Source organism: Actinokineospora spheciospongiae, from assembly GCF_003182415.1.
Taxonomy (GTDB): domain Bacteria; phylum Actinomycetota; class Actinomycetes; order Mycobacteriales; family Pseudonocardiaceae; genus Actinokineospora; species Actinokineospora spheciospongiae.
Genome location: NZ_QHCP01000016.1, coordinates 125,173 through 151,118, shown reverse-complemented (window position 1 = coordinate 151,118; position 25,946 = coordinate 125,173). Strand labels below are relative to the sequence as shown.

General features: G+C 71.1%; 24 protein-coding genes. 10 read left to right on the top strand and 14 right to left on the bottom strand.

Annotated features, from left to right (window positions below):
• Positions 1-12: 12 nt before the first annotated feature.
• From DFQ13_RS35395 to DFQ13_RS30345, 7 genes are all read right to left on the bottom strand, one after another.
• Positions 13-216, bottom strand: coding sequence for a helix-turn-helix domain-containing protein (locus DFQ13_RS35395; protein ID WP_110082268.1), 204 nt, complete (start codon positions 214-216; stop codon positions 13-15).
• Positions 207-1,187 (bottom strand): deazapurine DNA modification protein DpdA family protein, encoded by a 981-nt coding sequence (locus tag DFQ13_RS30370; RefSeq protein ID WP_456049234.1) that lies wholly within the window; start codon positions 1,185-1,187, stop codon positions 207-209. Before DFQ13_RS30370 ends, DFQ13_RS35395 begins: the two co-directional genes overlap by 10 nt.
• Entirely contained in the window at positions 1,184-1,657 is a 474-nt protein-coding gene (locus tag DFQ13_RS30365; RefSeq protein ID WP_110082304.1) for a VUT family protein, read from the bottom strand. Before DFQ13_RS30365 ends, DFQ13_RS30370 begins: the two co-directional genes overlap by 4 nt.
• A 98-nt stretch (positions 1,658-1,755) precedes the next feature.
• On the bottom strand, positions 1,756-2,709 hold the full coding sequence (locus DFQ13_RS30360) for a hypothetical protein (protein WP_110082267.1): 954 nt from the start codon (positions 2,707-2,709) through the stop codon (positions 1,756-1,758).
• Positions 2,706-4,049: a DNA cytosine methyltransferase gene (locus tag DFQ13_RS30355; RefSeq protein WP_233438647.1), complete on the bottom strand. Its 1,344-nt coding sequence runs from the start codon at positions 4,047-4,049 to the stop codon at positions 2,706-2,708. Before DFQ13_RS30355 ends, DFQ13_RS30360 begins: the two co-directional genes overlap by 4 nt.
• Positions 4,046-5,230, bottom strand: a complete 1,185-nt coding sequence (locus DFQ13_RS30350) for a DNA methyltransferase (RefSeq protein ID WP_181400225.1) — start codon at positions 5,228-5,230, stop codon at positions 4,046-4,048. The genes DFQ13_RS30355 and DFQ13_RS30350 overlap by 4 nt, the downstream gene beginning before the upstream one ends.
• Positions 5,227-6,309, bottom strand: a complete 1,083-nt coding sequence (locus DFQ13_RS30345) for a hypothetical protein (protein ID WP_110082266.1) — start codon at positions 6,307-6,309, stop codon at positions 5,227-5,229. Before DFQ13_RS30345 ends, DFQ13_RS30350 begins: the two co-directional genes overlap by 4 nt.
• A gap of 559 nt (positions 6,310-6,868) precedes the next feature.
• Between DFQ13_RS30345 and DFQ13_RS35710 the strand changes: the two genes are divergently transcribed.
• The 8 genes from DFQ13_RS35710 to DFQ13_RS30305 all read left to right on the top strand — a co-directional run bounded on the left by DFQ13_RS35710 (position 6,869) and on the right by DFQ13_RS30305 (position 18,674).
• On the top strand, positions 6,869-7,936 hold the full coding sequence (locus tag DFQ13_RS35710; RefSeq protein WP_110082265.1) for a hypothetical protein: 1,068 nt from the start codon (positions 6,869-6,871) through the stop codon (positions 7,934-7,936).
• Positions 7,937-8,130: 194 nt separating this feature from the next.
• On the top strand, positions 8,131-8,442 hold the full coding sequence (locus DFQ13_RS35385; protein ID WP_233438646.1) for a pilin: 312 nt from the start codon (positions 8,131-8,133) through the stop codon (positions 8,440-8,442).
• Positions 8,443-8,631: 189 nt separating this feature from the next.
• Positions 8,632-10,731: a hypothetical protein gene (locus DFQ13_RS30330; RefSeq protein ID WP_181400224.1), complete on the top strand. Its 2,100-nt coding sequence runs from the start codon at positions 8,632-8,634 to the stop codon at positions 10,729-10,731.
• Positions 10,728-11,933, top strand: a complete 1,206-nt coding sequence (locus tag DFQ13_RS30325) for a PrgI family protein (RefSeq protein ID WP_110082264.1) — start codon at positions 10,728-10,730, stop codon at positions 11,931-11,933. The genes DFQ13_RS30330 and DFQ13_RS30325 overlap by 4 nt, the downstream gene beginning before the upstream one ends.
• The gene (locus DFQ13_RS30320; RefSeq protein WP_110082263.1) at positions 11,933-13,867 is read left to right on the top strand and encodes a VirB4 family type IV secretion system protein; all 1,935 of its coding nucleotides are present in this window, start codon (positions 11,933-11,935) and stop codon (positions 13,865-13,867) included. The genes DFQ13_RS30325 and DFQ13_RS30320 overlap by 1 nt, the downstream gene beginning before the upstream one ends.
• Positions 13,868-14,020: 153 nt before the next feature.
• On the top strand, positions 14,021-16,555 hold the full coding sequence (locus DFQ13_RS30315) for a helicase HerA domain-containing protein (protein WP_233438645.1): 2,535 nt from the start codon (positions 14,021-14,023) through the stop codon (positions 16,553-16,555).
• Between the two features lie 51 nt (positions 16,556-16,606).
• The gene (locus DFQ13_RS30310) at positions 16,607-17,674 is read left to right on the top strand and encodes a replication-relaxation family protein (protein WP_110082261.1); all 1,068 of its coding nucleotides are present in this window, start codon (positions 16,607-16,609) and stop codon (positions 17,672-17,674) included.
• Positions 17,675-17,678: 4 nt separating this feature from the next.
• Positions 17,679-18,674, top strand: coding sequence for a C40 family peptidase (locus tag DFQ13_RS30305; RefSeq protein WP_110082260.1), 996 nt, complete (start codon positions 17,679-17,681; stop codon positions 18,672-18,674).
• A 176-nt stretch (positions 18,675-18,850) separates the two neighbouring features.
• Here the strand turns inward: DFQ13_RS30305 and DFQ13_RS30300 are convergent, their stop codons facing one another.
• Positions 18,851-19,267 (bottom strand): hypothetical protein, encoded by a 417-nt coding sequence (locus DFQ13_RS30300; RefSeq protein ID WP_110082259.1) that lies wholly within the window; start codon positions 19,265-19,267, stop codon positions 18,851-18,853.
• Between the two features lie 62 nt (positions 19,268-19,329).
• Positions 19,330-19,575 carry a restriction system modified-DNA reader domain-containing protein gene (locus tag DFQ13_RS35380; protein ID WP_233438651.1) on the bottom strand — a complete coding sequence of 82 codons (246 nt, stop codon included), beginning with the start codon at positions 19,573-19,575 and terminating at the stop codon, positions 19,330-19,332.
• Between the two features lie 206 nt (positions 19,576-19,781).
• Here DFQ13_RS35380 and DFQ13_RS34255 point away from each other — a divergent pair, with 206 nt between their 5' ends.
• A complete protein-coding gene (locus DFQ13_RS34255; RefSeq protein ID WP_181400222.1) occupies positions 19,782-20,300 on the top strand; it encodes a hypothetical protein in 519 nt (172 codons plus the stop codon).
• A gap of 71 nt (positions 20,301-20,371) precedes the next feature.
• On the opposite strand, the gene DFQ13_RS30285 is transcribed toward DFQ13_RS34255, so the two are convergent.
• A complete protein-coding gene (locus DFQ13_RS30285; protein WP_146241411.1) occupies positions 20,372-21,259 on the bottom strand; it encodes a restriction system modified-DNA reader domain-containing protein in 888 nt (295 codons plus the stop codon).
• A 355-nt stretch (positions 21,260-21,614) separates the two neighbouring features.
• On the opposite strand from DFQ13_RS30285, the gene DFQ13_RS30280 reads away from it, so the two are divergent.
• The gene (locus tag DFQ13_RS30280; RefSeq protein ID WP_146241410.1) at positions 21,615-22,232 is read left to right on the top strand and encodes a MarR family transcriptional regulator; all 618 of its coding nucleotides are present in this window, start codon (positions 21,615-21,617) and stop codon (positions 22,230-22,232) included.
• A gap of 355 nt (positions 22,233-22,587) precedes the next feature.
• Here the strand turns inward: DFQ13_RS30280 and DFQ13_RS30275 are convergent, their stop codons facing one another.
• The 4 genes from DFQ13_RS30275 to DFQ13_RS30260 form a co-directional block, all read right to left on the bottom strand.
• Positions 22,588-22,827, bottom strand: a complete 240-nt coding sequence (locus DFQ13_RS30275) for a hypothetical protein (RefSeq protein WP_110082254.1) — start codon at positions 22,825-22,827, stop codon at positions 22,588-22,590.
• A gap of 22 nt (positions 22,828-22,849) precedes the next feature.
• Complete coding sequence (locus tag DFQ13_RS30270) at positions 22,850-24,079, bottom strand: Scr1 family TA system antitoxin-like transcriptional regulator (RefSeq protein ID WP_110082253.1); 1,230 nt, start codon at positions 24,077-24,079, stop codon at positions 22,850-22,852.
• Complete coding sequence (locus DFQ13_RS30265) at positions 24,076-24,891, bottom strand: Scr1 family TA system antitoxin-like transcriptional regulator (RefSeq protein WP_267897672.1); 816 nt, start codon at positions 24,889-24,891, stop codon at positions 24,076-24,078. The genes DFQ13_RS30270 and DFQ13_RS30265 overlap by 4 nt, the downstream gene beginning before the upstream one ends.
• A 366-nt stretch (positions 24,892-25,257) precedes the next feature.
• Positions 25,258-25,896, bottom strand: a complete 639-nt coding sequence (locus tag DFQ13_RS30260) for a hypothetical protein (protein ID WP_146241409.1) — start codon at positions 25,894-25,896, stop codon at positions 25,258-25,260.
• Positions 25,897-25,946: the final 50 nt, after the last annotated feature.

Here is a 25,946-nt window from a genome sequence, read left to right as displayed (position 1 = left end):
AAGGTTCCCCGATCAGGGGACGCGGTGGCCGCGGGTGCGCGGGTCTCCAGTGGTGCCCGCGGCGCTTTGCTCGGCGATCGCGGTGAGGTCGGCGTGGGTGAAGCGCAGGTGCTTGCCCAGGTATCGGCAGGGGATCGCGCGGGCGGCTGCTTTGCGTCGGAGCCAGGACGGGCGGACTTGCAGCAGTGCAGCAGCCTGGTCCGGGGTCAGCAGCATCTGAGAGTCCACGGGCGCTGCGTTCGGTCGCGGTGGTGGCGTCGCCCGGTTGTGGGGGTGCGCTTCGGTGGTGGGCGGCGCTTCGCCGGTGAGAGGCGGCCGGGGCGCGGCGGGGTCGCCGGTGCCGAGCCGGCGCGTGCCGGCGATCCGCCTGGTGGGTGTTTTGCCGTGCTGCATGGGCCACTCCGTTCAGCCTGCGGCACCGTGCTGGTGCTGGTCGTGTCGGTGTGTGGGCTGAAGTCCAGGCGTTGGGTGACGCGCCGGTACCAGGACAGGGCGAAGCCCCGGCAGTTCGACTCGCTGCGGTGGGTAGGGGAGCAGCCGGGCACGAACCGTCCGCTGAAGCTCCAGGACATCGAGTCGCTGGAAATGATGGTGTCGCCGTAGCGGTCGAGGCCGAGGATCTTGGCGCCGAAGGTGTGCAGCCGGTATCCGCGGGCGGTGAGGGCGCGGACGATGGCTTCGACCTCGGCAGTGTGCTGGCGGCGACATACGCTCCCAACCCCTACCAAGGGAAGCGTCGCCAGGTCGACGCCGTGGCGTTCGTAGAGGTCGGCGCAGTGGTGGTAGTCGGTGAGGGACTGGCCTTGCAGGACCGGGATGAACGGCAGGTCCGGGGCGAGGTCGCGCAGTCGCAGGTAGTCGGTGACGGTGCGACGCTGGTGGGTGCTCAGGCTCAGTCCGGTGCGGGCCAGCACCGAGCCCTCGGTCATCCAGTCGCGGGGTGCGGCCCAGTCGAGGTTGCCGATCTCGGTGGCGTAGCGGCGCACCGCTGTGGCGTAGGTTGCCGCGTCGGTGCGCCATCGGCCGTGCAGGGACAGTTCGGTGAAGCCGCCCGAATCCAGTGCCCACGGGCCGCTCGCTCGCGGGAAGCCGCGGCGCCCGGCGAGGCGCCGGTGGCTGACCAGCAAGGGGACGCCGAGGTCGCGGGCGAGCCAGGCGGGTTGATGGGTTCCCAGGTAGAACCTCACGGCCGCACCGTCCGACCCGCGGCGTGCAGGGCGAGCAGGGTGCACGCCGTGGCGGCTGTCTTGCCCAGGATCTGACCGGGCACGGCGGCCACGTCACCGAAGGCCAACGGGACGAACACCGCGCTGTCGACCACGAGGCCGACCACGTTCGACACCGCGACAGCTCCCAAGCGCGTGCGGTGTCGAATCCGCGTGTAGATGACGGCGTCGAGGGCTTCGGAGAGGGCGAAGGCCGCGGTGCTGGCCACCGCAATCTGCGAGGAGGCCAGCACCGCGGACACCCCGGTCCCGGCCACGATGCCCGCGGCCACGCCGCGCGATCCGCACACCTCGTGCACCAGGTCCCGGGCGGTCAAGCTCACCCCGGCGAACAATGTTCCCGCCGGGATGAGCAACCCACCACCGGCCAACGGCGACCAGTACACCGAGACGACGTTGGCGGCGACGACCGAAAGCAGGTATCCGACCATCGCCGCCACACCAAACACCACCGACGGCTTCGATGCCGCCGGACACAACACCGGCGTGGACGTTGCAATAGAGGCTGGCGTCGTCGTGGTTGCGGTGCTCACGCCGCACGCTCCCCGGAGCCGGGCACCGGTTCACCGGAGCGGCACGACCACGGCGAGCAGCCGTCCGGGTCGCCGTCCTCCTCGGTGTCCGCGCCGAGCGCCGCTTCGGCGGTGATCAGCCGCAGGTGCTTTTTGGTTCTCTTGGGCGCGTCGAGGTCGACCTGGTCGAGAGGGAGGCAGGAGCGGTGCAGGAAGTACTGCCCGCGCAACTGCTGACCCTGCTCGGTGGCGCGCGGGTAGCCGTGGCGGATGGCCCGGTCGAACTCGATGGCTTCGGCCCATCCGAGTGGGTCGTGGTCGCGGATCCACCGCCATCCGGCGTTGCCGTGGAACGGACACCCCACGCAGGCTGACTTCACCGTCGCGCCGAAGCCGCGCTCGGTGAGGTAGTCCATGCAGCGGGTGCGGTCGAAGCCGAGGTCGATCAGGGGGAACACGTTGCGCAGGAACCGCAGACCGGAGTCCTTGGCGCGGGTGAACTCGTCGGTGCTGATGCCGATGGCCTGCTCGGCGTACACCCCGCGTGGCACCCGCCGCGGGTGCGGATACCCCAGCAGCTCCCGGGCGGCCTTCTTCAGCGGTACGAGCTTGTACTCCTTGGTGCATTGCCTCCTCGCGAGCCCTCGCGACCCGTCGGGGTTGAGGGTGTGCAGCGGCATGGACACGAACCGGTGGCGGGGGTTGAGGGCGTCGGCGCGGATGTCCCCGGCGGAGACCTGCCGTACCGGGATGCCTCGCTTGCCTGCGTGGATGGCCAGGCGCCGGAGGTTGGCGTAGACCGCGCGGGGTTCCCAACCGGTGTCGGCGAACAGGGCCACGTCGAACGGGGGGATCTCGCCTTCGCAGGCCAGCAGCAAGACCGTGGTGCTCTGCACTCCGGCACCCAAGGACAGCAGCCGCAGCGCGGGCCCGGGACCAGGGGTGGGTGCGGTCGGGGTTGGCGTGCTCATGCCGCCGCCCTTTCCTGCCCGGTGCGGGGCTGGTGGTCGGTGTGGATGAGTGCGGCGAGGTCGCTCAGCAGCAGCGACACCGCATGGGTGGCCTGCTGGGGGAGAACGCCGTTGCCCAACGCCCGCAGTTGCGCGGTGCGGGGCAGGGGCAGATCGGTGACCCACCCGCTCGGCAGACCCATGAGGTGCTCGACGAAGGCGGGCGCGAGCACGGGGCGGCCATGGTTGCCGGGCTGGGTCGGGCACGGCGCCGGACGCCCGAGCACCGCCTCCCAACGGCGGACCGCGGCCTCGTAGGGGCCCCAGTTCACCGACCCCGCGGGCGGCGGGCCGACCGGCTCGACGACCGGTCCGGGAACCGCTGTGAGGTGGCGCCGTCGTGGGCGCCCGGTGGTGGGGTGAGCAGGCTGATGATCGCTGAGGGCAGCATCAGGTCGCCCTTGGACCCTCGCTGCGCGGGGCAGCCTTTCGTGCCGTCGGTGGCCCGTGGTGTCGGCAACAGCCGCACCGTGTCCGGCAGTGACGGCCCACCGCCCTGGGTCCGGTGCGTGCAGTTCTTCGCGTCGGAGGCTGTCGGCGTTGGCAGCAGCCGAAGCCGGTCGGGCACCGGGAGGTCGCTGCGCGGCTCGGCGGCGCAGATATCGTTCGACGAGTCGGCGGGTGCGGTCCTCGACGACGCTGTGCCCGTGTCCTCGTCCGGTGCCGGACACACGCGGCCAGGCGAGGAGGAACACGCGTTCGCGGCGGTGGGCGGCGCCGATGTCGGCGGCGCGGACGCTACGCCATGCCGCGTCATACCCCGCTTCGGCCAGGTCGCCGAGTACGCGGTGCAACCCGCCGTTTCTCCAGCGGAGGGCGGCGACGTTCTCCACGACGACGAGCGCGGGTCGTAGTAGGCGAAGGCCCGCCACGATGTCGGCCCACAGCCCACTGCGGGCCCCTTTCTCGATGCCCGCCCGGGTGCCCGCGGCGGAGATGTCCTGGCAGGGGAACCCGGCGGTGAGCACGTCGACCGGGGTCAGGCTCGTCCAGTCGATGTGCCGCAGGTCCCCAAGGTTGGGGACGGCGGGCATCCGGGCGGCGAGGATGGTGGTGATGTGCGGGTCGGGGTCGGCGCACCAGGCGATGCGGCCACCGCCGAGCGCGGCGAGCACGCCGAGGTCCAGGCCGCCGTGTCCGGTGCACAGCGACCCGACGACCGGCTCCCGGGCGTCGATGACCCTCGGCGCTGGTGCCATGGTTGCCCGCCCCACCCCCGCCCCCGCCGTCGTCGAGGTGACGGCGGCGGGGACGCGGGCGCACCCGGACCGGCGCGGTGTGGTGTGCGCTCGGGTGTTCATGCCGCCCGACTCTCCGGCGCACCCGGCCCGTCGCTGGGCTCCGCGGTGTGTCGCGCTCGGTCGCGGGAGCGGTGCGCCTGCCGGCGGTCGGTCGCGGTCTCCGAGGTGGCGGTGCGGCGTAGAGGGGTGCGGAAGATGAGCACGTCCTCGTGGGCGATGAGGTGCAGGGGCAGTCCGGCTTCGCGCTGTTTGCGGATGAAGTCGCGTTGGAAGAACGACCCGCGGGCGACGAGGTCGGTGTCCGCGGCGCGGGCGAGGAGCGCGACGTTGCGTTCGACGGGGATCAGTCCGGCGTGCAGGCCGCAGGTGAGGATTTGGGAGGGCAGGTCGATCAGTTCGGCGTGTTCGCGCCAGGGGCGGATGGTGATGGCGATGTGCCCGCCCGGCCGCAGGTACGCGGTGAGTCCGGCGAGGATGCGGGTGAACCCTGACAGCAGTCGGTGGTGGCCGATGTTGGCGAGGTTGCCGCGGTCGAGGGTGTTGCCGTAGAGGTGGTGGTACTTCTGCACCCCTGCTCCGGGGGCGACCGCCACCTGCCCGTGCGTGGAGGGACCGTACGGCGGTGAGGTGACCACCAGCGCCGCCTGCCCGAGGTACTCCGCGGGCAGCAGCGAGGAGAGTCTGCGGGCGTCGCCGTGGAACACCTGGCCTTCAGGGGTTGCTCCGGTGTCGTGGGCGAGGGCGAGGTTGGCGCGGGCGACGTCGACCCAGTGCGGTTCGTACTCGACCCCGACCGCACGCCGCCCGGCGTGCAGGGCTTCGACGAGGGTGGTGCCGATCCCGCACATCGGGTCGAGCACCAGGTCCCCGGGGCGGGTGTAGTGGGCGATGGCGTGCGCGGCGACGGCGGGGAGCATCTTGGCGGGGTGCGCGGTCGAGCCGGGCACGTAGCGGCCCCTGCGCTGGGTCACCGGGGCGGACTGCGCGGTCGTCCACACCGACACCGCCACGTCCCCCACCAGATCCTCGACCATGTCCGTGGGCGGGACCGCGGTGGTGGTGTCGAGGTCGTCGATGACGGCGCGCGGGATGCGCTGGGTGGGTCCGTCGACGGATGCGTCGGCGTGCCCCGGGCTCGGCTCGGGCACGGGGGAGAGCGGGGTGCGGTCGTCGGCCACGGGGGTGCCTTCCTGGCGGTGGGCTCCGGGGTGGGTGGGGTCGGGAACCCGGGCGCCGCTCACCGGATGACTCCGCTCTGGCCCGCCTGTTCGGCCGGGTTGGGTCGAGGCGGCTCGTACTTGTGGTCGTGCGGCTGGGCGAAGACGAGGACGTCGGAGTGGATGCGCCGGTGCGGGGCGGGCAGCCCGCGCACGGCCGCCCGGTGCCGGACGTGGGCCCGGTCCTCGACCGCGGCGCCGTCAGCGGCGGTGGGCGGTTCGGTGGTGAACCGGCTGCCGCGGACGGGGGCGTGCAGGGCGACGATGTGCTGCAGGTAGAGCAGGTCGGCGTTCTGCGCCGAGGCCACCACCGCCCCGGTCGGGTCGACCAGCTCACCCGAGGTCCAGTCACAGTGGGTGAGCACGACGAGGATCCCTCCGACCCGCAACAGCCGGGCCGCGGCAGCGGCCACCAGGTCCCCGGACCGCTCGTCGCCGTCCTCGGAACGCAGACTGGTGATGACCAGGTCCGTGTCCGCCGGTGCGTCCTCACTCGGGCCGAGGACACCGTCGTCGACATCCAGGTGCGCCTGCGGGAAGCCTGTGAACGGCGGGTGCTCGCCATCGTCGACGAGGTCGACCCGCGACGACCGCACGCGGGCGCCGAGGGCGGTCGGATCGACCGCGACGCGCACCACGCGTGCGGTCCGGTCGAGGCCCTCGATGGTGGCGAGCGCGGCGGCGAGTTCGTCGTCCAGACCGGTCACCGGAGAACGGTCGATCACCCCGTCCGAGCCGACCGGGGCGAGCCGCGGGCGGGCGGGGAACACCGGCCAGGGCAGCAGCGTGACGCGTGCGCCGGGCTCGCTGAACGAGCCGACGACCGTGGTGATGATCGGTGTCGGCCACGGGGTGTGCAGCTCGATCGGCACCGGACCGGCGGTCCAGACCGTCGCCGGGGTGGGCGTCGTGGCCGACCCGCGCGGCCGGGGGCCGGTGCCCGCCGGATCGGGCTTGGCCGGGCTGATGCGGGTGGTGGTCGCCGCGGTCGGATAGGGGCGGCGGTCCCCGCCGCGGCGGGCACCGGAACGGGTGCTCGCCGGGCGAGGGCTGTCGCCGCGCCGCTTCGGTCCGCGGGAGGCGGAGTGCTCGGACTGGGGCATGGAATCCTCACAGGAACCCGGTGGGATGCGCCCGGTGACTTGGGGCGCTCTCGGACACCCCCCGACTCCGAAAAACGACCCACTTTTCCAGTCCTGTTATTCAATCTTTATCAACGGTTTTCGTGGGCCCGTGATGGGCAAGCACCGGGGCAAGGCTCGCGCGTGCACCCGCGCGGAACATGGCCCGCGCCGACAAGGGTGCCCCTCGCTGAATGGTTCCGACGATGTTGGGGAACAGGTCGGCGAGTGGTGCGCGACCGGCGCCGGACCGCGTCTCGCGACCACTGAGTCGATGCCACCACATCGCCACCGGGTCGCCACCGGAGCGGCATCACGGCAGGTAGAACGGTATGTTCGCTGCTCCTGGATGATCTCGCGCGGTCGCCGTGGTGGGCGTTGCGCCGGACCGCAGATGATCTCCGTGGCGCCCGGGATTGATCACCTGCGGGTGTCGGTGGCGCTGGGGAGGCAGCGCGGAGGCGGCGCCGTGGCGTTGCGGTGGAGGTAATCGGGCTTTCTTGCCTGGTCGTTGTTTCCTCCGACCGGACAAGGAGCCGACATGGCCCCGGATTCCCTTTCCAGTAACACGTCATTCGATGTTGATTCGCTGCCGCTGGATTCCGTGCGGGCGGCGTTCGAGTGGTTGGTCACCGGGCCGCGCCCGTTGTCGATCGAGGGCCGTCACTTCCCCGGCCTGCCCCGGCGGCGGGTGCCTCTCGACGAGCTGCGCGAGCTGCTGCTGGGCGCCGACCTTCCGATGCCGACGGTGGACTCGGTGTGGGTGCACCTGGTCACCCGCTCCCGCGACGAGGGCGACGCCTGGACCGTGGCCTGCGTCGGGCTCGCGCTGCCCGCCCTGTTCGCCGTCGCCGCGGGCCTGTGCTCGCGCTTCGCCGACGACCACCGCGACATCCACGGCGCGATCCTCACCGGATTCCTGGCCGAGTTGGCGGGCATGGACCTGGGCAAGCCGTGGGTGCTGTGGCGGCTGCGCTGCGCGGGACTGCGCGCGGGACACCTGGCCATCCGCGACGCCCTGGCCCGCCCGACACCCTCCGATGAGGACTTCCACGGTGAGAAGCCGGCACCGCCGTGGGGGCACCCGGACTTCGTCCTCGCCCGCGCCGTCGCCGCCGGGGCGATCACCGGCGAGGAGGCCGAACTGATCGGCTCCACCCGACTCGAAGACCACACCCTCACCGCCGCCGCGGCCGAGCGCGGCGTCGGGGTCACCACCCTGCACTGGGCTCGCAGCCACGCCGAGGCACGCCTGCTCGCCTGGCTCACCGAACAAGCGCCGCACGACGACCCCGCCGACCGCCGCGACCGCGACGCGCAGATCCGCGCGGTGCACTCCACGACCATCACCACTGCCGCGGACACCGCCGCCGACCCCCCACCTCGACCGGCCCGGCTGTCACCCACGGTGAGCAAGGGCGGCGGAAAAACGTTGGTCACGGTTCGGCATCGCCACTGGAAAAAGAACCCCGAAACCGGAGTCGAGGATCGCGAGGCAACGGCACCGACCCTCACGCCGACCCCCGCGTCCACCCCCTCGCCCGACCACCCCACCGGGACATCCCGACGGTCGTCGAGCACGACTGCGGAGGTGCCCCGATGCGCCTGACCCATTCACCCTCCCGCCACCGGCCCGACCACCGCGCCCACAACCACCGGCCTCACCGCGAGCCCGCCACCCCACTGCGCGCCGCGGCACGCCGAACCCGACCGACCGGGCCCCACACCGCCACACCGAACACCACCCCCGCGACATTCCCCGCCTCGGCGAGCCGCGGCGGGGACACCCTGCGCGCGATCGTGGTGCTCACCGGCGCGGTCATCCTCGCGCCCGTGCTGTGCGCCTCCACCGCACACGCCGACGCCACGGTCCTCGCGCTCGCAGGCAGCGTGGAGGAGGTCCTCAACAACATCCGCAACTGGCTCATGGGCATCCTGGCCACCCTGGCGACGGTGTTCCTCACCATCGGCGGTGTGCGTCGGGTCTTCGGCGGCGGCGATCCCGGCGAGCAGGAGAAGTCGAAGGAGGCGTTCAAGGCCGCCGGGATCGGCTACGCGTTGGCCGCGCTGGCGCCGCTGGTGGTCACCGTGCTCAAGGGCATCGTGGGGGCCTGAGCGATGACTCCTTCGATCAGGCCCATCCCGTCCCGCCCACCGGCAGGCGCGGGCCTCGACGCGGTGTCCTCCGCGCCGACATCAACGCAGGGTGGTGCGGCGTCGGCGGACCGCCGGACGATGCTCGCGCCCCCGGCGGCGAGCCCCCGCCGAGCCCGCCGGGTGGTGCGAGGTGTTTCCCGCGGGCGGGTGCTGGCTGCGTTGGCGGTGAGTCTGCTCGTCGTGGCGGGCGGGGGCCTCACCGCTGCGGCTCTCGGCTCCGGCGCGGGCTCGCCGACGGTGTCCGCCGCCGCGGCGCAGCCGCCGTTGCCGACCGTGGACCCTGGCCCGTGCGCCCCTGGGACGCCGCTGCCGGTCTGCACCCTGCCCACCTCACCCACCACGCCGCCGGTGAACGGGGTGCCGTTGCCCACGGGGGTTCCGACGCTGCCGCCGTGCGACCCGACGCTGCCGTTGCGCCCGTGTGCGCCGACCGGCACCACGGTTCCGCCGGCGCCGTGTTCCGGTGTGGGCTGCCTCCCCCAGCCCGGCGCCACCACAGCCCCGCCGACCGGCCCCGGGACCGAGGCGCCCGGCCAGGGCGGGGAGCCGGAGGACGAGTGCGGGATCACCGACATCGGGGCGTGCGTCACCGAGGCCATCGACACCTTCTTCCGGGGCTTCGTCATCGAGGCGCTCAACCCGCTGCTGGACCTGCTGTCAGCGACGTTGCTGACCACCCCGGCACCGGGGGCGCTGCCGCGGCTGGGAGAGCTGTGGAACAACTCCTGGCAGATCCTGCTCGTCTGCTACGGGCTGCTCGTGCTCATCGCCGGGATCATCACCATGGGATACCAGAGCGTCCAAACCCGGCACTCGGTCAAGGAACTCGCCCCGCGCCTGGTACTCGGGTTCCTGGCCGGGGCACTGTCGTTGTGGGTGGCGGGCACGGGCATCACGATCGCCAACGCCCTCGTCGCGGCCATCATGGGCGGTGGTGTCGATGCGAGCACCGCCGGGCGGGCCCTGCGCGAACTCGTGCTCGGGTCGGTCCGCGGCGGCCTCTGGATCGTCATCATGGCCCTCGTCCTCGCCGGGATGCTCATCGCCCTGCTGCTGACCTACATAGTGCGGGTGGCGCTGACCATCGTCCTGATCGCCAGTGCCCCGGCGGTGTTGATGTTCCACGCCCTGCCGCAGACCGAAGGCATCGCCTACTCGTGGTGGAAAGCCTACGGCGCCTGCCTGGGCATCCAACTCGGCCAATCACTGACACTGATCACCGCGATCAAGGTGTTCCTGACCCCCGACGGGTTCGCACTCTTCGGCCCGACCACATCCGGGTCGACCAACCTGCTCGTCGCCCTCGCGCTGGTCTACACCCTGTTCAAGATCCCGTCCTGGATGCTGTCCTCAGTTTGGGGCGGGGGCGGCCGAGGTGTGATCGGGTCGCTGGTGCGCGCCTTCGTTGCCTACAAGACTTTCGGCCTGCTCGGCGGCCGAGGCGGCAAGGGCCCCAAGCCCCGCCCGCCGGGCGGTGGCCGAGGTGGAGGCGGACGCCCCGGCGGCGGGTCGCCGGACCCGTATGCCAACCCGCGCACCGCCGCAGGCGGGCAGTACGTGTTGCCGCTGCCCGGGGTGCGCCGCGCCCGCCCCGCACCGAAGCCGAGGTCCGCTCCGCCCCCGAAGTCCTCGGCGCAGCAGGGCCGCCAGTTGGCGTTGCCGTTGGGGGAGGACTGGCCGGAGAACAAACCGGTCCTCGGCCGCGACGGGCAGTACCAACTGCCCCTGGACGTTCAGCGCACCACACCGCCACCGGCCTCGCCCGCCGCTGAGACCCGTGCCCGGCGCCCGGCGCGCAAGGGCCGAGGCAAGCAGCAGGAGTTGCCGTTCGACCCCTACCAAGGCAACCGGGCGACCCGGACCGGGCAGTACCCGCTGCCGTTGGACGGCGTGCGCCGGGTGCCGCCCCCGACCGCTCCGTCATCGCCCGCCGCACCGCGCCCACGCGGACGCCGGGTGGTCCAGCCGGAGTTGCCGTTCGATCCCTACCACGGCAACCGGGCGGCCCGCGACGGGCAGTACCCGCTGCCGCTGGACGGGGTGCGAAGGGTTCCGCCGCCCAAGCCCACCCCCGGCCCGCCGCCCGCGACACCGCCACGGTCCGTCCCGCGCCCGGGGCGGCAACTGCGGCTGCCGCTGGACCTGCCCACACCACCCAAGGCGCCGCCGCCATCGGCCTCCACCCCAGCGCCACCACCGCCGCGGCGGTCACCACGGAAACCCGAGCCTGGAGGTAAGTCCTCATGACCGCGCCTGTGCGTATCCCGGCCGATGTCGACATGGCCGACCGGGTGCTCGGCCCGTTGACCGCACGCCAACTGGGCATCCTCGCCACCGCCGGGGCGGTGCTCTACCTGACCTGGCTCGCCACCCGCGCGTTCCTGCCGCTGCCGGTGTTCCTGGCCTTCGCCGCACCCATCGGGGCGGGTGCGGCGATACTCGCTCTGGGGCGTCGCGACGGCGTGCCGATGGACTTGCTGCTCGTCGCCGCGATCCGCCAGCACCTGGCCCCACGCCACCGCGTCGCCGCACCGGAAGGAGTGCGTCCGGCGCCGGTGTGGCTGACCCCAGGTGGCGAACAGACCGCAGGAGTGGGCGCGGGCGGCCGGGGCCGGGCCGGGCAACCGGAGCAGGTCTCGCCCTCGGCACTGCGGCTGCCCGCCGAGGCCGTCACCGAGACCGGGGTCATCGACCTGGGCGCCGACGGCCTGGCGGTCGTCGCGGTCGCCTCCACGGTGAACTTCGCGCTGCGCACCCCGAACGAGCAGGAAGGGCTGGTCGCCTCCTTCGGCCGGTACCTGCACTCGTTGACCGCCCCGGTGCAGGTGCTCGTGCGCACCGAACGCCTCGACCTGTCGGGCCAGATCACCGAGTTGCGCGAGCGTGCCGGTGGGCTGCCGCACCCGGCGCTGGAGGCCGCCGCGGTCGAGCACGCCGACTACCTGGCCCACCTCGGCGCCCAGTCCGACCTGCTGCGCCGCCAGGTGCTGCTCGTGCTGCGCGAACCCCTCGCCGCCGGGGCACCGACCGACGGCCTCGGTGGGCCCGGCCCGCTGGCTGTGCTCACCTCGATGGCGGGCAAGCGCCGCAGGCAGGCCGGTGAGCGGGTCGACGCCGGAACCCGACGGGCCGCGGAGTCACGTTTGGTGCGCCGCCTCGGCGAGGCGATCGAGCTGCTGTCCCCGGCCGGGATCGTGATCATTCCGCTCGACGCCGGGCAGGCCACCGGGGTGCTGGCCTCGGCGTGCAACCCCGACAGCCTGCTGCCCCCGTCCGCGGGGCTGGCCGGGGCCGACGAGGTCATCACCACCACCGGCCCGGACCCGTCCGAGGACGACTACCCCACCGACACCACGTTCTCCACCACTCCGCCGCCCGGAGGGGATAAGGACTTCGACGACTGGGACTACGAGGACGACCACGACGACGAGGAGAGGGCGCGATCCTGATGGCCACCCGCACACGCAAGACCCGCGGCAACCACCGCCCAGCCGCCTCGGCGTCCTCGGCTGCCGCGGCGTTCACCCCCGACGCCCTGTCGGTGGCCGCCCGGCACCTGGAGGTCGGCGGCGAATGGGTCTCCAGCTTCGCCGTGGTCGGCTTCCCGCGCGAGGTGCACCCCGGGTGGCTCGCGCCGCTGCTGACCTACCCCGGCCGCCTGGACGTGTCGGTGCACATCGAGCCGATCGACCCGGCCACCGCCGCGTCCCGGCTCAAGAAGCAGTTGGCGAAGCTGGAGGCCGGGCGACGGCACACCGCCGAGCACGGCAGGTTGTTCGACCCGCACGTCGAGGCCGCCACCGAGGACGCCTACGACCTGTCCTCCAGGGTGGCCCGCGGCGAGGGGCGGCTATTCAGGGTCGGGCTGTACCTGACCATCCACGCCGCCACCGAGAAGACCTTGCCCGACGAGGTTGCCGCGCTGCGGGGGTTGTGCGCGTCGTTGTTGCTCGACGCCAAGCACACCACCTACCGCAGCTTGCAGGGTTGGGTGTCGACGCTGCCGATGGGCTTGGACCTCATCGGCATGAGGCGCACCTTCGACACCAGCGCACTCGCGGCGGCGTTCCCGTTCACGAGCCCCGACCTCCCCGCACCTGATCCCACCAGCGTCGCTGCGCCATCCGGGGTGCTCTACGGCTACAACGTCGGCTCCCAGGGACTGGTGCACTGGGACCGCTTCGGCGACGGGATGCACAACCACAACTCCGTCATCCTCGGACGCAGTGGGGCGGGCAAGTCCTACCTGGTGAAGCTGGAGCTGTTGCGGTCGCTGTACCGGGGCATCGAGATCGCCGTGGTCGATCCCGAGGACGAGTACGCCCGGCTGGCCGCCGCGGTGGGCGGGGTCTACGTGCACCTCGGTGCCGCGGGGGTGCGGCTCAACCCGTTCGATCTGCCGATCCACACCCGCGCCGACGGTCGCCGCACCGCCCCGAAGGACGCGCTCGTGCGCCGCAGCCTGTTCCTGCACACCGTTCTCGCCGTCCTCATCGGCGGCGAACCCGACGCCGCCGGGCGGGCCGCGCTGGACCGGGCCATCGCGGCGACCTACCAGACCGTGGGCATCACCGCCGACGCCCGCACCTGGACAAGGCCGTCGCCGACCCTGCGCGTCCTGCGCGACCGGCTCGCCGACGCCGGTCGCTCCGGTGACCGGGCCGCAAGTGAGCTGGCGGCGCGGCTGCACCCGTTCGTCGAGGGCGCCTTCAAGCAACTCTTCGACGGGCCCAGCAGCGTCAACCCCGAAGGCCACCTCGTCGTGTTCAGCCTCCGGGACCTGCCCGACGAACTGAAGGCCATCGGGACGCTGCTGACCTTGGACGCGGTGTGGCGGCGGGTGTCCAACCCGGCCATCCGCCGCCCGCGCCTGGTCGTGGTGGACGAGGCGTGGCTGCTGATGAAGGACAAGGCAGGCGCGGAGTTCCTGTTCCGCATGGCCAAGGCGTCCCGCAAACACTGGGCCGGGGTGACCGTGGCCACCCAGGACACCGCCGATGTCCTCGGCAGCGACTTGGGCAAGGCAGTCGTGGCGAACGCCGCGACCCAGATCCTGCTGCGCCAAGCCTCGCAGGCCATCGACGAAATCACCCGCGTCTTCGACCTGTCCGCAGGCGAGCGGGCGTTCCTGCTCTCCGCCGACCGGGGACAGGGACTGTTGTCGGCGGGAACGCAGCGGGTGGCGTTTCAGAGCATCGCCTCACCGACCGAGCACCACCTGGTCACCAGCGACCCGGCCGAACTCGCCACCTACACCGACACCGCCGAAACAGGCGATGACGCCGCGTTCGTCGACCTGGGCTTCGACGGCGACGACCTCACCGGAGGCGTCGACGGTGATGAGTTCGACTCCGACGACCAGATCCACCTCGAGGCCGCCTGACCCATCGCGTCGCGCGCCCGTGCGTCATCCGAAGGAACTGCCATGCTGCCCCGAACACGTGCCTGGGTACCGGCTGCCCTCGACCAGCCGCCGGAATCGCTCCCGCCCACCGATGCGTCCTTTCCCCACTCCGCTGCCCCGGCCGCCGGATGGGTGCAGGACTACCTGCGCGACCCCGGCGGCGCCCTGCTGGGCCTGCTGGCCCGACTGCGCGACCTCGCGGTGCACTGGGGCCCGATCGCGGCCCCGGCCCTCGCCGTTCTCGTCGCCGGGGTCTTGGCCGGTCGGCGGTGGTGGGTGCGGCGTTGCCACGAGGTGTTGCTCGCCGACGCTCGCCAGGTCACCGTGCTCGCCCCGCCGCAGGTCGACCCGGCGGGCGGGGCCGCGTTGTGGTCCAACCTCGTGGGCCTGTTGCGACCCGGGTGGCGGCGGGCGTTCACCGGCCAACCGCACGTGGTGTGCGAGTACGTGTTCTCCGAGGCCGGGGTCGCCATCCGGTGGTGGGTGCCCGGCGTCATCCCACCCGGCCTCATCGAACGAGCGGTCGAGGCCGCGTGGCCCGGCGCGCACACCCGCGTCGGTCCGGCCACCCCGCCCCTGCCCACGCCGAGGGAGGGACAACGGCGGCTCGTGGTCGGCGGGGAGCTGCGGCTGGCCCGCCCCGAGGCGCTGCCCATCCGGTCGGTGTTCGACGCCGACCCGATCCGGGCATTGCTCGGCGCCCCGGTCGGACTCGGACGTGAGGAACACGCGTGCGTGCAGGTGCTGGCCCGCCCGGTCACCGGCCGCCGCGTCCAACGCGCTCGCCGCGCCGCCCGCCACATGTACACCGACGGTTCACCCCACCTGGTCGGGCGCCTGCTGGACATGATCACCCCCGGTTCGTCACGGTCACGGCGCTCAGCCATGGCGCGGACGGCGACGGGGGCGTTGCACAGCGACCCACGGACCTCCCTGGAGTTCTCGGCGCAGAACCGGGCCATCGTCGGCAAGCAACGGGGCAGCCAGTTCGAGACCATCGTCCGCTACGCCGTGGCGACCCTGCTGCCCGCCGATACTGGGGAAGGCGAAGTCCGCCAAGCCCGCGATGTCGCCCGCGGCCGGGCCCACGCCTTGGCCGCCAGCTTCGCCTCCTACACCGAGCACAACCACTACACCCGCCACCGCCTGCGCCACCCCGGCGCCGTGCTCGACTCCCGCCGCTTCGCAGGTGGGGACCTGCTGTCGGTGCCGGAGCTGGCGGCGATCGCGCACTTGCCCACCGACGAGGCCATCCCTGGCATCCAACGCGCCGGTGCCCGCGCCATCGCACCCCCACCCGGCATCGCCACCCCCGGCCCCGAGGCCAAACCGCTCGGGCTCACCGACACCGGCCACCAGCGCCCCGTTGCCCTGCGCGTCCCCGACGCCCGGCACCACCTGCACGTCATCGGCGCGACCGGCTCCGGCAAGTCCACCCTGCTGGGCAACATGATCCTCGCCGACGCCGAAGCCGGGCGCGGGATCGTGCTCATCGACCCCAAGGGCGACCTCGTCACCGACGTCCTGTCCCGGCTTCCCCGCAGCGCGGCGGACAGGGTGGTCATCTTCGACGCTGACAGCAAAGCCCGCCCACCCTGCCTCAACCCCCTCGACGGCGGAGAAACCGACCTGACCGTGGACAACCTCGTCAGCGTGTTCCGCCGGGTCTACTCCGCGTTCTGGGGACCACGCACCGACGACGTCATGCGCGCCGCCTGCCTCACGTTGCGCACCCAGGAAGGCGTCGCCACCCTCGCCGACCTGCCCAAGCTGCTGGCCGACGGGGCGTTCCGCGACCGGGTCACCGCCGGGGTCACCGACCCGGTCCTGCGCGGGTTCTGGTCCTGGTACGACGAACTCACCGACTCCGCCCGCTCCCAGGTCATCAGCCCGCTGATGAACAAACTCCGCGCGTTCCTGCTGCGCCCGTTCGTCCGCGACGCCATCGCCGCCGGGCACTCCACCGTCGACATGGCCCAGATCCTCGACGGCGGGATCTGCCTGGTCCGCATCCCCAAGGGCTCACTCGGGGAGGAAACCACCCGGCTGGTCGGGTCGCTGGTGGTCGCCCGCACCTGGCAGGCCACCACCGCCCGCGCCCGCACCCCACAACGCCAACGCCGCGACGCCTCCATGGTGATCGACGAGTGCCACAACTTCCTCAACCTCCCCTACCCCATCGAGGACATGCTCGCCGAAGCCCGAGGGTTCCGCGTCGCCATGACCCTGGCGCATCAACACCTCGGCCAACTCCCACGTGAACTACGCGAGGGCATGTCCACCAACGCCCGCTCCAAGATCTTCTTCAACGCCAGCCCCGAAGACGCCCGCGAGCTGTCGCGGCATACCGCGCCCAGGTTGTCCGAGCACGACCTCGCCCACCTCGGCGTCTACCACACCGCGGTCCGCCTCGTCCTCAATGGAGAAGAAGCTCAACCGTTCACCATGCTCACCCAACCCCTCCCACCCGCCACCCCGGGACGGGCCCGAGAAATTCGTCGTATCGCCCGCCGCGACGCGCAAACTCGCGCCGCCGGGGCGGTTACCGGTGCCGGCGCCCAGCAGCCCGGTGTACGGCCATCCCGTACCCCGTCAACTCCATCGCGACCGGCGAACCGGAGCGGACGCGACGCACATCCGCACAATCCGGACCCACGTCGACGGTGACCCCGAGGGCAGCACAAGCCATTCCGCCCACTGACATTCGGAGGTTCCGGCATGATCACCGACCCCACCCGGCAGCGTGCCCTGCGCGGCCACAAGCCCACCCGCCCGAATCCGCGTGTCGCGAACACCGCCGAGCACCAGGCCGTGCTGGCGTGGCGGCTGACCGCACGGGACAAGTGGATCGCCCGGATGCTCTGGGAGCACCGGGTGCTCACCGCCCACCAGCTCACCGCGCTGGCGTTTCCGTCCTTCCGGTCCGGGCGGATGCGGCTGCGTGAGCTCTACACCTGGGGTGTGCTCGATCGGTTCCAGCCGTTCGTCACCATCGGCACCGCCCCCATGCACTACGTCCTCGCCCCCGCCGGGGCCGCCGTGCTCGCCGCCGAGGACGGTGTGGACGTCAAGGACATGGGCTACCGGCACGACCGGGTCTTCGGTGTCGCCCACAGCCTGCGCCTGGCCCACACCGTCGGGGTCAACGAGTGGTTCACCGCCCTGGTCGACCGCGCCCGCCACCCCCGCCCCGGTGAACAGGCGACGCTGGTGGCGTGGTGGTCGGAGACCCGCTGCGCCCGGCACTTCGGCGACCTGGTCAAACCCGACGGCTACGGCCGCTGGCAGCACCGCGACCGGCACGGGGATCGGCAGGTCGAGTGGTTCCTGGAGTACGACTTCGGCACCGAGGTCCTGGGCAAGCTCGCCGGGAAACTCACCGGCTACGCCGCCTTGGCCCAGGCCACCGGCATTACCACCCCGCTGCTGGTGTGGTTGCCGACCGCGCGGCGCGAGGCCACCGCGCGGCGGCTGCTGGCGCGGGCCTGGCGCGAGCTGGAGGACCCTCGCGCAGTTCCGGTCGCCACCGCTGCGGCCGACCTGCTCAACCCCGACGCCACCCACCCCAGCCCCGCCGACGAGGTCTGGCTGCCCCTCAACACTCCCGCGGGCGGGGGGCGGCAAACGCTGACCGGGCTACTCGACGCCTGGCCGCACCTCCCACCACCGGTCACCACCACCGACCCGACCGCGCTCGGCGTCGAAGCCCACCCGGTCTCGCCCCCACCCCCGCCGATGCCGCCCGCCGTCCCACCGCGCACGCCCGATCGACCAGGGCGGAGGTGACCCGGTGCTCGCCAAAGTCGGCATCGGCGCCGCCGCACTGCTGCTGCTCATCCCCGTCCTGTTCGGCAACGGGGTGGCGGCCGTGGTGGACTCGGTGCTCGGCGGGTCGCCGGGCACTGTCGACTGCACTACCCCCATCGCCGACATCCCACCCGAGTATTGCCTTCTCTACCGCACCGCCGCCCCGGGCTGCCCCGGCCTGGACTGGACCGTGCTCGCCGCCATCGGCAAGATCGAAACCGACCACGGGCGACTCCAGGCCCCTGGTGTCACCGAGGGGGAGAACTTCGCCGGGGCCGCCGGGCCGATGCAGTTCCTCGCCCCCACCTTTAACAGCGTCACCGCCGCCCACCGGCTGCCACCCGGCGGGGCGTCACCGCCCTCGCGGTACAACCCGCACGACGCCATCCACGCCGCGGCCCACTACCTGTGCGACAGCGGAGCCCGCGACGGGGGCCTGCGGGCGGCGATCTTCGCCTACAACCACGCCGACTGGTACGTCGACGCCGTCCTCGACCACGCCGCCCGCTACGCCCACGCCGCCGCCGCCAGCGTGGGCACCGGGGACTGCAACGCCATCCAGGCGCCCAACCCCGCCGCGTTCGCCGCGATCAACTACGCCTGCGGACAACGAGGACTGCCCTACGTCTGGGGTGGCAACGGCCCCGACAATGGGCACACCGGCTTCGACTGCTCCGGACTGACCACAGCCGCCTACGCCGCTGCCGGGATCACCCTGCCCCGCACCGCGCAAACCCAGTTCAACGCGGGCCCTCGTGTCCCGGCCGGGCAGCCGTTGCTGCCCGGCGACCTGGTCTTCTACGGCACGCCCAACCACATCCACCACGTCGGCCTCTACCTCGGCAGCGGACTCATGATCAACGCTCCAACGTTCGGGCAACCGGTACAGGTCGGCACCTACCGGTACTCCGGCGACGACTACGCCGGAGCGACCCGCCCGACCGCCGCCACCACGGTCGCGGCCTCCGCACCGACCTGAGCACTTCCGGGACAGTGGTTCGGCTGGGTCGTGGGGTGCGCCGCAGAATCACGGTCAGCCCGTGGGGTGAGAGCGGACAGCGGTCCGACCTCACCCCACGGGCATCATGCGTTGATCATGTGGCAGAAGCTCCGCGACCATGCGCGACGTCAGCGATGACGATCCGCCACGGTTGGTCAGGGTGTGAGTCGTTCGGGTTCGCCCATGCCCGCGCCGACCTTCGCAGCGAACGGAGCCCCGTGCGGGTCGACGAGCACGATGTGTTGGGTGAACAGCGGCGGCGAGGTGGGGTCGAGGGCGATGATGTTGTGATCGCTGGCCAGCTCGAACAGCGTGTTCATGACGTCGCGGATGGTGGTGCGGTCCGGGTCGGTCTCGACCGAGAGGCCCTCGACCTGGATGTGCAGGACGCGGTGGTGGGGCAGGACGGTGATGAGGGTGCGGACATGGTCGGGGAGGCCGCCGTCCTCGCGCAGTTCGGCGATGTCGGCGCACAGGTGCACGGCGATGGCCTCCAGTCGGTGACCGCGCTCGATGTCGACCCGGGCACCCCACATGACCCGCAGGTTCGCTGGAACGTCGGGTTCAGCCATGGCGGATCTCCCTGGGGCGTGCCTTCAGGTTGAGAGGGCGGTGCGAACGAACACCGGTGGGGTCACCGGTCCCGGTGTGTGCGCAGGTCGGCGCGCAGGTCGTGCAGGGTGCGGCCGTCGGCGGTGCGGCGCCACGCGGTCCAGCCGTGGTGGTGGATGCCGCTCAGCGCGGTCGCGGCGGCTGCGGGGGTGGCGTACACGCTTTCCCCGTCGGCGAGCAGAAGGGTGCCGTCGATGCGCAGGCGCGCGGTGTGGCGAACCGCGCCCGCGCGACGCTCCCACACCAACTCCTCCCCGTACTCGACCAGGCTGGCGGCGAGCAGATCGCTCAGGACGGTGCCCTGCCATCGCAGCGGTGAGGAACCGGGCGTTCGGAGGCCAGGACCACGGTGCGGCTGAGGGTCTCGGCGGCGTCGACGTAGAGGCTCATCGCGGTGGCGGCGGTGGGGGCGAGGGTCCACGGCCAGCGTTCGTCGAGCCCGCGCCAGCGGCCCAGAGGCATCCACCGACCCCGGTGGGCCAGCAGCATCTCCACATCGGCGACGTGGTCGTCGACGGGCACCCCGGGCTCCTGGGCGGGTGGGAGCGGTCGGATGACGAGGTCGCCGTCGTGCAGGTCGGCGGGCTGCTGATCACCCAGCCATGTCCCGGCGAACAAGGCCACCTTCCCGGTGGTGTCGGGGTCGACGTCGCCGTGGATGTCCACGGCGAGCACGAGCATCGCCCAAGCGCCGTCCGGGACGCGCATCGGTGTCGGCCCCAGCGACGGCACGAGGACCACCGCGTCGGCGGGCAGCCCTTCCTGACGCAGCAACGATGTCTCGTCGTCGGGTGGTGGCGGCGCGGTATGCGCACCGGGCATCGGCGCGGCAGCGGTCGACCGGGGGACGCAACGGCGTCGGCATGGGTATTCATGGTGGTGTCCTTGATGATCGAGGTGCCGTGGTGGTCGTCGATCGACGCGGGCGCGCGAAGCACGGTCGAGCATCGCGGGCTTGCGGCGACCGTGGTGGTGCGAGCCCGTTCAAGGTGAGGCTTGCCAGCGGGCAGGCACCCGTAGCACCCGCACACCCAGGGTGTGGGTGGTACTGCGTCGGACCGGAGTTACTTTTTCCTGCTGACATCGCTCGGGAGGCTGAGTCGTGTTCGGAGCGTGGCGCGCAGATCGCCCAGGCTGACTCCGTCGGATGTCCTTTTCCAGGTGACCCACCCGTTCTGGTGGTTGCCGCCGAGGGCGGTGGTGGCTCCGGAGGGGTTGCGGTAGCTTTGCCCGTCCGCCAGTCGCAGCCTGCCGTCGGGGTTGATGCGGGCGGTGTGGCAGACGCCCAGGGCGGGGCGGTCCCAGCAGAACTCGTCACCGGGGCGGACCAGACCGGCGGCGAGCAGGTCGACGATGCCGCCATTGCCCGCGTAGCCACGCAAACCCGTCGGTGACGGTGATGCCGTCACCGACGGGGACGTGTCGACCTCGGACGCGTCGGTGTGCAGCTCGATGATCGCCGCGACGGTCGGCGCTGTGGTCCACGGCCAATGGGCATCCAGCAATGCCCAGAACCCGACGCGTCGCCAGCGTTGCTCGTGGGCCAGCAACAGCTCCACGTTGACCACGTCACTGTCGGACGATTCATCCTCGGGCGCGGTCAGGACGACGACCAGGTCACCGTCGCAGAATTCGGCGGATGGCTGCTCAGCAACCCAGACCCCGGCGAACAGGACGATGTCGTCTTCCCGGTCCGGGTCGGTGTGGCTGACAACGTCCACCGCCACAACGAGCATCGCCCACCTGTCCTCGGGCATCCGCATCGGCGTGGTCGTCGAGGACGGGGCGAGGATCACGGTATCCACGGGAAGCCCTTGGCGGTGAAGCAATCGGCTCTCGTCGTTGTCCCGTGTGGTGTCGGCAGCCGTGGGGGCCGGATCGGGTGGGGAGTCGTTTCCGGGTACGTCAGGGCTGGGGTCCGGTGATGCCGTCGGGATGATGTTCGTGGTCATGGTTGCTGTGTCCCTTCGGTTTTGGCGGTCGGGGACGAACGCCTGACATGTATGGACGCTTCGTGACGGGGCATTGTCAACCCCCCGTGCGAACAAGCCGATGAGAACAACCCCTGTGGTGTAATGATTTCTGTTTTTCGCAGGGGACCACAGAAGACACTCGTTCGTTTTCCGCTTTCCACTTGACTTCATGCGGCGAAGGAAGCGTCCATAGTCGTGTGACCCGACATCACCGGATACCCGGTGGAAGCCATTCCCGCTTCGGCCGGGCCGCAACCATCCATCCATACAGCACCCATGCGAGGTAATCATGTCTACCGTCGACACCCCCACCCTGCGCGCTGTCCCTGCCCCGATGACCGACCCGGTGACACCGCGCACGGACACCGAGGAGAAACTGTGGCAGGCGCTGCTGGACAACCCCGGCAGCCCGGCCGGTTTCTTGTCAACCGCCGCCGGGATCGGCAAATCGACCGCACCGAAGATCCTCAACCGCTGGGAGAAGGACGGCCTCGTCTCTCGCATCGCCGGAACCGCCGACGGGGGTTCGCGCCCTGCCGACCGCTGGTCCATCACCGCCGATGACGAGTCCGGCGGTGTCGAGTCGGATGGTGAGCAGTCGGCCGCAGTCGAGCCCACCGGTGTCGAGTCCGGTGGAGTGGAGAACGGTGACGATGAGCCGGACGGCAAGCAGCCCATCAACGTGGAAACAGCGGTTTCGGAGGGGCGGCGGACTACGGAGGAACGGTTGGCGCCAGGGGCGTTGCGGGGAATGGTCGAGGATCACCTACGCGAGCACCCCGGCGAGGAATTCAGCCCGAGTGCGATCGGCAAGGCATTGAACCGGTCCTCCGGTGCGGTGCACAACGCGCTGGAGAAGTTGGTCGACAACGGCTGTGCCATGCGCACCAGCGACAAGCCGAAGAGGTACTCCCTTGCCGCCGCCGAGCGGGAGGATGCCACGGTGAAGTAGTCATACCCGCACACAGGCGGTCGCGCGGCTGTGCCCCCACGGGTTCACCTCACCCTGGGGGCACAGCCGCATTCGGTGGTCTGCACGTGGAACGGGAGACCAAGCCCTGCGCGTTCGAGGGCGAGTCGGCGGCATTGCGGTGGGCGGCGAACCGCGCGGGCGGCGGCGGCCGCTGCGTTGGGGATCTCGTGGTGGTCGCTGTTCGGCTACGCCCCGTGGTTCGGCATCCCGGCCCAGCTGGCGGCGGTGGTGCCGCTGGTGTTCATCGCGTCCGCGTTGATCGTGGCGTGCCTCGTGGGGTGTTGTCTGTGTAGCGGAGTGGATCGCTGTCCGTGGTTCCTCCTTGGTGGCGTTGTCATCGACGTTGCTTTCGGGCATCGAACAGGGCGTCGTCGAGCATTCCGCGTTCCAAGGTGGGGTCGATCTCCCCGAGTGGATAGCAGCGTCCGCGGCGGACGGTGTCTTTGCCATCGGCGTTGGCTTGTCGGGTGTGGTAGACGATGACGGCGTGGGTGAGGATGCGCCCTGCGGGGAGTATCCCTTCCGTGGTCAGGAACATCTCCAAGGCAAATTCGAGCATGGCCCTGTCGCTCATTGCGGTCTCCTGTTCTGGGGGTTCAGCGCAGGTCGGCGGTGAGGTCGGCGAGGTGGTGGTGGGTGTCGCGGGGGGACAGGGCGGTGGTGTCGAGGGTGTTGGTCAGGGTGAGGTAGGGGGTGGTGGTGTCGGGGTGTTCGAGCAGCAGGGTGGTGCTGTCGTGGTCGAGGAACACGACGGGGTGGGCACCGGGGATCGTGAGCAGTCGGAACGGGTGCGCGGTTGGTGTCGGGGTGGTGTGGGGCAGCAGGCGGATGGTGGTGTCGGTGGTGTCGCGCAGGCAGGTGAGTTGTTCGTGCAGGACCTCGCGGGGCAGTGTGGGATGGGTGAGGGTGTTGGCGTGGAGGTAGTGGGTGGTGACGGCCCGGGTGTTCCGGTGGTGGGGCAGGTCGGTGATCAGGTGGGGGTGCCGGATGGTGGGGATGGCGGGCAGGGTGTGCAGTAGTGCCCGGTGGTAGCGGTCGGTGCGCAGGGCGTGGGGGATGTGGGTGGTGTCGTAGGTGGTGATGGCAGCGGTGTGCGGTTCGAGGGCACGGAGCGGAGTCCACCGGTCGGGGTTCCAGGGGGCGTGGTGGGTCAGCCAGTCGGTGTGGTGCGCGTCGGCGGCCCGTGCACGCAAATCGATGCGCTGCTGGTCGGGGGCTGACAGAGCTGTGCAGAGCAGGTCGAGTTCTTCTGGTGAGGGAATTCGTCTGCCGTGCAGGATTTGTCCGCACCGGTACCTGGTGATGCCCAGGTGCTCGGCCAGGGCGCGGATGGTGATCCCGGTGTCGCGGCGTCGGGTGTTGAGGTCGTGGCCGAGCAGCAGTGCCCGCAGCGTGGTGGCTTGCCTGGTGCGGGGTTGTGGGGTGGCCGGGGCGCGACGTCGGCGCGGTGCGGGGCGTGGTCGGGGGCGGCTGCGTTCGGCGAGGGCGTCGGTGTGGGCCTGCTCGAGGATCTCGATTCGGGTCGCCTGGTCCAGGTGGTGAGGGAGGGTGGCGTGGCCGCGGTGGACCATGGTCGGCAGAGGCCCGCTGGCGGAGCGCATGCTGGTGACGACCCTGTCGAACATGCCGCAGTCGCTGTCGTCGGGGTGGTTGTCGCAGAAGGGGACGACGCGTTTGTCGAGGTAGGGGTGACTGGCCGGGTGGATGCTGATCGTTCTGAACAGCACGACGGCGTCATCGAGTACCCGTCCACCGCCCAGGTGGCCTTCGTCCTTGAGGTACTCGGTCAACGTGGTGGTCAGGAAGTTTCGGATGAAGTCGTTCATCGGTGCCTACCGGATGAGGCGAGGTTGGCGAGGGCGCGCTGGGTGTGTTCGGAGGTGAGCGCGGCAGCCTGGGCGTCGTGCAGCACTGTGGCGTGGGGGGATGTGGAGGTGGGGTGTTCCAGGAGGATGTGGGTGCCGTGGTGGTCGATGTGGACCACGGGTGGGAAGTGGTTGATCTTCAGGAGCTGGAACCCGGGGTGTGGTGGGAATGCGGTGGGCAGCAGGCGGATGCTGTTCGGGGTGGTGTCGCGCAGGTGTCGGATCTGCTCGGCCATCACCTCCTTGGGCACCGGGGCGTTGGTCAGAGATCGGGGGTGCAGGAGGAATCGGCTGATCCGCGGGGACTCTGGGCCGGGGGTGTCGTCGGGGTGTTCGTCGGTCGAGCTGTCGAGGGCGCGGTGGTAGGCGGTGGTTCGTAGTGGGTGGGGGATGAGCAGGGGGTCGTAGTAGGTGATGGTGTCCGCGATCTCCTCGATTGCGCCGAGCGGGCTCATGTCGCTGCCTGGATGGATGATCCAGTCGGTGAGATCGGCGTCGGCGGTCAATTGGTAGAGGCGGTGGCGACGGGCGGGGTGGATGTCGAGCAGGCTGCACAGGCCACCGATCTCCAGGGCGGTGGGGACCCGGCGGCCGGTCATGATCCGGTTGAGCATCGCCGGGCTCAGCGACATCGCCGAGGCCAAGGCACGGGTGGTGAATCCGTGGGCCACGCGTGCGGCGTCCAAGGCTCGGGCCAGCAGAAGACCGCGCAAGGTCTTCGCTCGAACACCGTCGTCGTGTGCGGTGCGGGGTGTGGTGATCGGTACGGACATGAGTGCGGTTCCTCGGCGTTCGTTCATCGGTCGGGGTTGCGGCGAATCACTCCGGGGCATGAGGTGATTCCGCCGCGGTCGAGCCGGTGGGCTGCCCAGTCACCTGAGCGCCGCACCAAACCTGTTCTCACGCATGGTGTGGTCGCGTCGCGGGAGTTTCCGGGACAAGTTCGATCCCCTGGCAGGCTACGTGGCTGAGCCTTGGTGAATCCGGGGGCAATCGAACCCAGGCCGGTATCGTCAGCCCTGCAAGGTGTGTAGGTGGTCAGGGTCTCCAACGGTCGCGGCTGGTGCTGAACAGCACCAGCCCGGTGTAGAGCAGGACAACCGGGAGCACCAGGAACAAGATCACTTCCAGTGTGGGGTTCATGGCGCAGCCTGAGGTTCATCAGACCGTGGAGCCACCGAGGGCGGACAAACCGCCTCAACTGCGGTCCTGGCCGCGCATTCGGCCTGTCGCTGTTCCAACGCGGCCAGTAGGTCGGTGACGTCCGCTGGTACCCAGGGGTCTGCCGGGTGGTCAGGGAAGTCCTCCAGCAGGTTCACCGCTTCCTGCCACCCGTCGGCTTGGCGAATCCAGGTGAGGTTGGATGCGGCGAACCAGCGGCCAAGGAAGACGTAACCGGTGCCGGTCGCGTCCATCACCGCGAAGTCACGGTAACCATCCCCGTCGTGGTGGGCGGCTAGGGGGCCGGAGTCATCAGCGTGGTTGCCCTGTAGTTCCCACCCGCTTGCCACCAGTTCAGCGCGCAGCGCTCCCGGAGATGACATCGAAGGCCTCACCTTCGACTCGGTCTGGTGAACTTCGGTCAGGGTGGCGTGCAGGTCGAGGTCGTCGCGCAGCCTCCGGGCCTGCTGCGGGCTCAGCAACGCCACCTCACCCGGCGGCACACGCAACACAATCGTGCCCGCGACCGGGTCCGCCCAGGTCTGTGCCTGGCGTTCGCGGTCGCAAGCGTCCCTGCATTCCACTGTGCGTGGACGTGACAAGTCGTTGTCCACCATGACAAGAACCCCTTCCGAAGAGGTATCGCTCGGGCCCGGTGTTGCCCCTT

Coding starts and splice junctions, on each gene's coding strand:
- DFQ13_RS35395 (WP_110082268.1), bottom strand. CDS start 216: ATGCTGCTGACCCCGGACCAGGCTGCTGCACTGCTGCAAGTCCGCCCG.
- DFQ13_RS30365 (WP_110082304.1), bottom strand. CDS start 1,657: ATGGTCGGATACCTGCTTTCGGTCGTCGCCGCCAACGTCGTCTCGGTG.
- DFQ13_RS30360 (WP_110082267.1), bottom strand. CDS start 2,709: ATGAGCACGCCAACCCCGACCGCACCCACCCCTGGTCCCGGGCCCGCG.
- DFQ13_RS30355 (WP_233438647.1), bottom strand. CDS start 4,049: ATGAACACCCGAGCGCACACCACACCGCGCCGGTCCGGGTGCGCCCGC.
- DFQ13_RS30345 (WP_110082266.1), bottom strand. CDS start 6,309: ATGCCCCAGTCCGAGCACTCCGCCTCCCGCGGACCGAAGCGGCGCGGC.
- DFQ13_RS35710 (WP_110082265.1), top strand. CDS start 6,869: ATGGCCCCGGATTCCCTTTCCAGTAACACGTCATTCGATGTTGATTCG.
- DFQ13_RS30325 (WP_110082264.1), top strand. CDS start 10,728: ATGACCGCGCCTGTGCGTATCCCGGCCGATGTCGACATGGCCGACCGG.
- DFQ13_RS30320 (WP_110082263.1), top strand. CDS start 11,933: ATGGCCACCCGCACACGCAAGACCCGCGGCAACCACCGCCCAGCCGCC.
- DFQ13_RS30310 (WP_110082261.1), top strand. CDS start 16,607: ATGATCACCGACCCCACCCGGCAGCGTGCCCTGCGCGGCCACAAGCCC.
- DFQ13_RS30300 (WP_110082259.1), bottom strand. CDS start 19,267: ATGGCTGAACCCGACGTTCCAGCGAACCTGCGGGTCATGTGGGGTGCC.
- DFQ13_RS30285 (WP_146241411.1), bottom strand. CDS start 21,259: ATGACCACGAACATCATCCCGACGGCATCACCGGACCCCAGCCCTGAC.
- DFQ13_RS30280 (WP_146241410.1), top strand. CDS start 21,615: ATGACCGACCCGGTGACACCGCGCACGGACACCGAGGAGAAACTGTGG.
- DFQ13_RS30275 (WP_110082254.1), bottom strand. CDS start 22,827: ATGAGCGACAGGGCCATGCTCGAATTTGCCTTGGAGATGTTCCTGACC.
- DFQ13_RS30270 (WP_110082253.1), bottom strand. CDS start 24,079: ATGAACGACTTCATCCGAAACTTCCTGACCACCACGTTGACCGAGTAC.
- DFQ13_RS30265 (WP_267897672.1), bottom strand. CDS start 24,891: ATGTCCGTACCGATCACCACACCCCGCACCGCACACGACGACGGTGTT.
- DFQ13_RS30260 (WP_146241409.1), bottom strand. CDS start 25,896: ATGGTGGACAACGACTTGTCACGTCCACGCACAGTGGAATGCAGGGAC.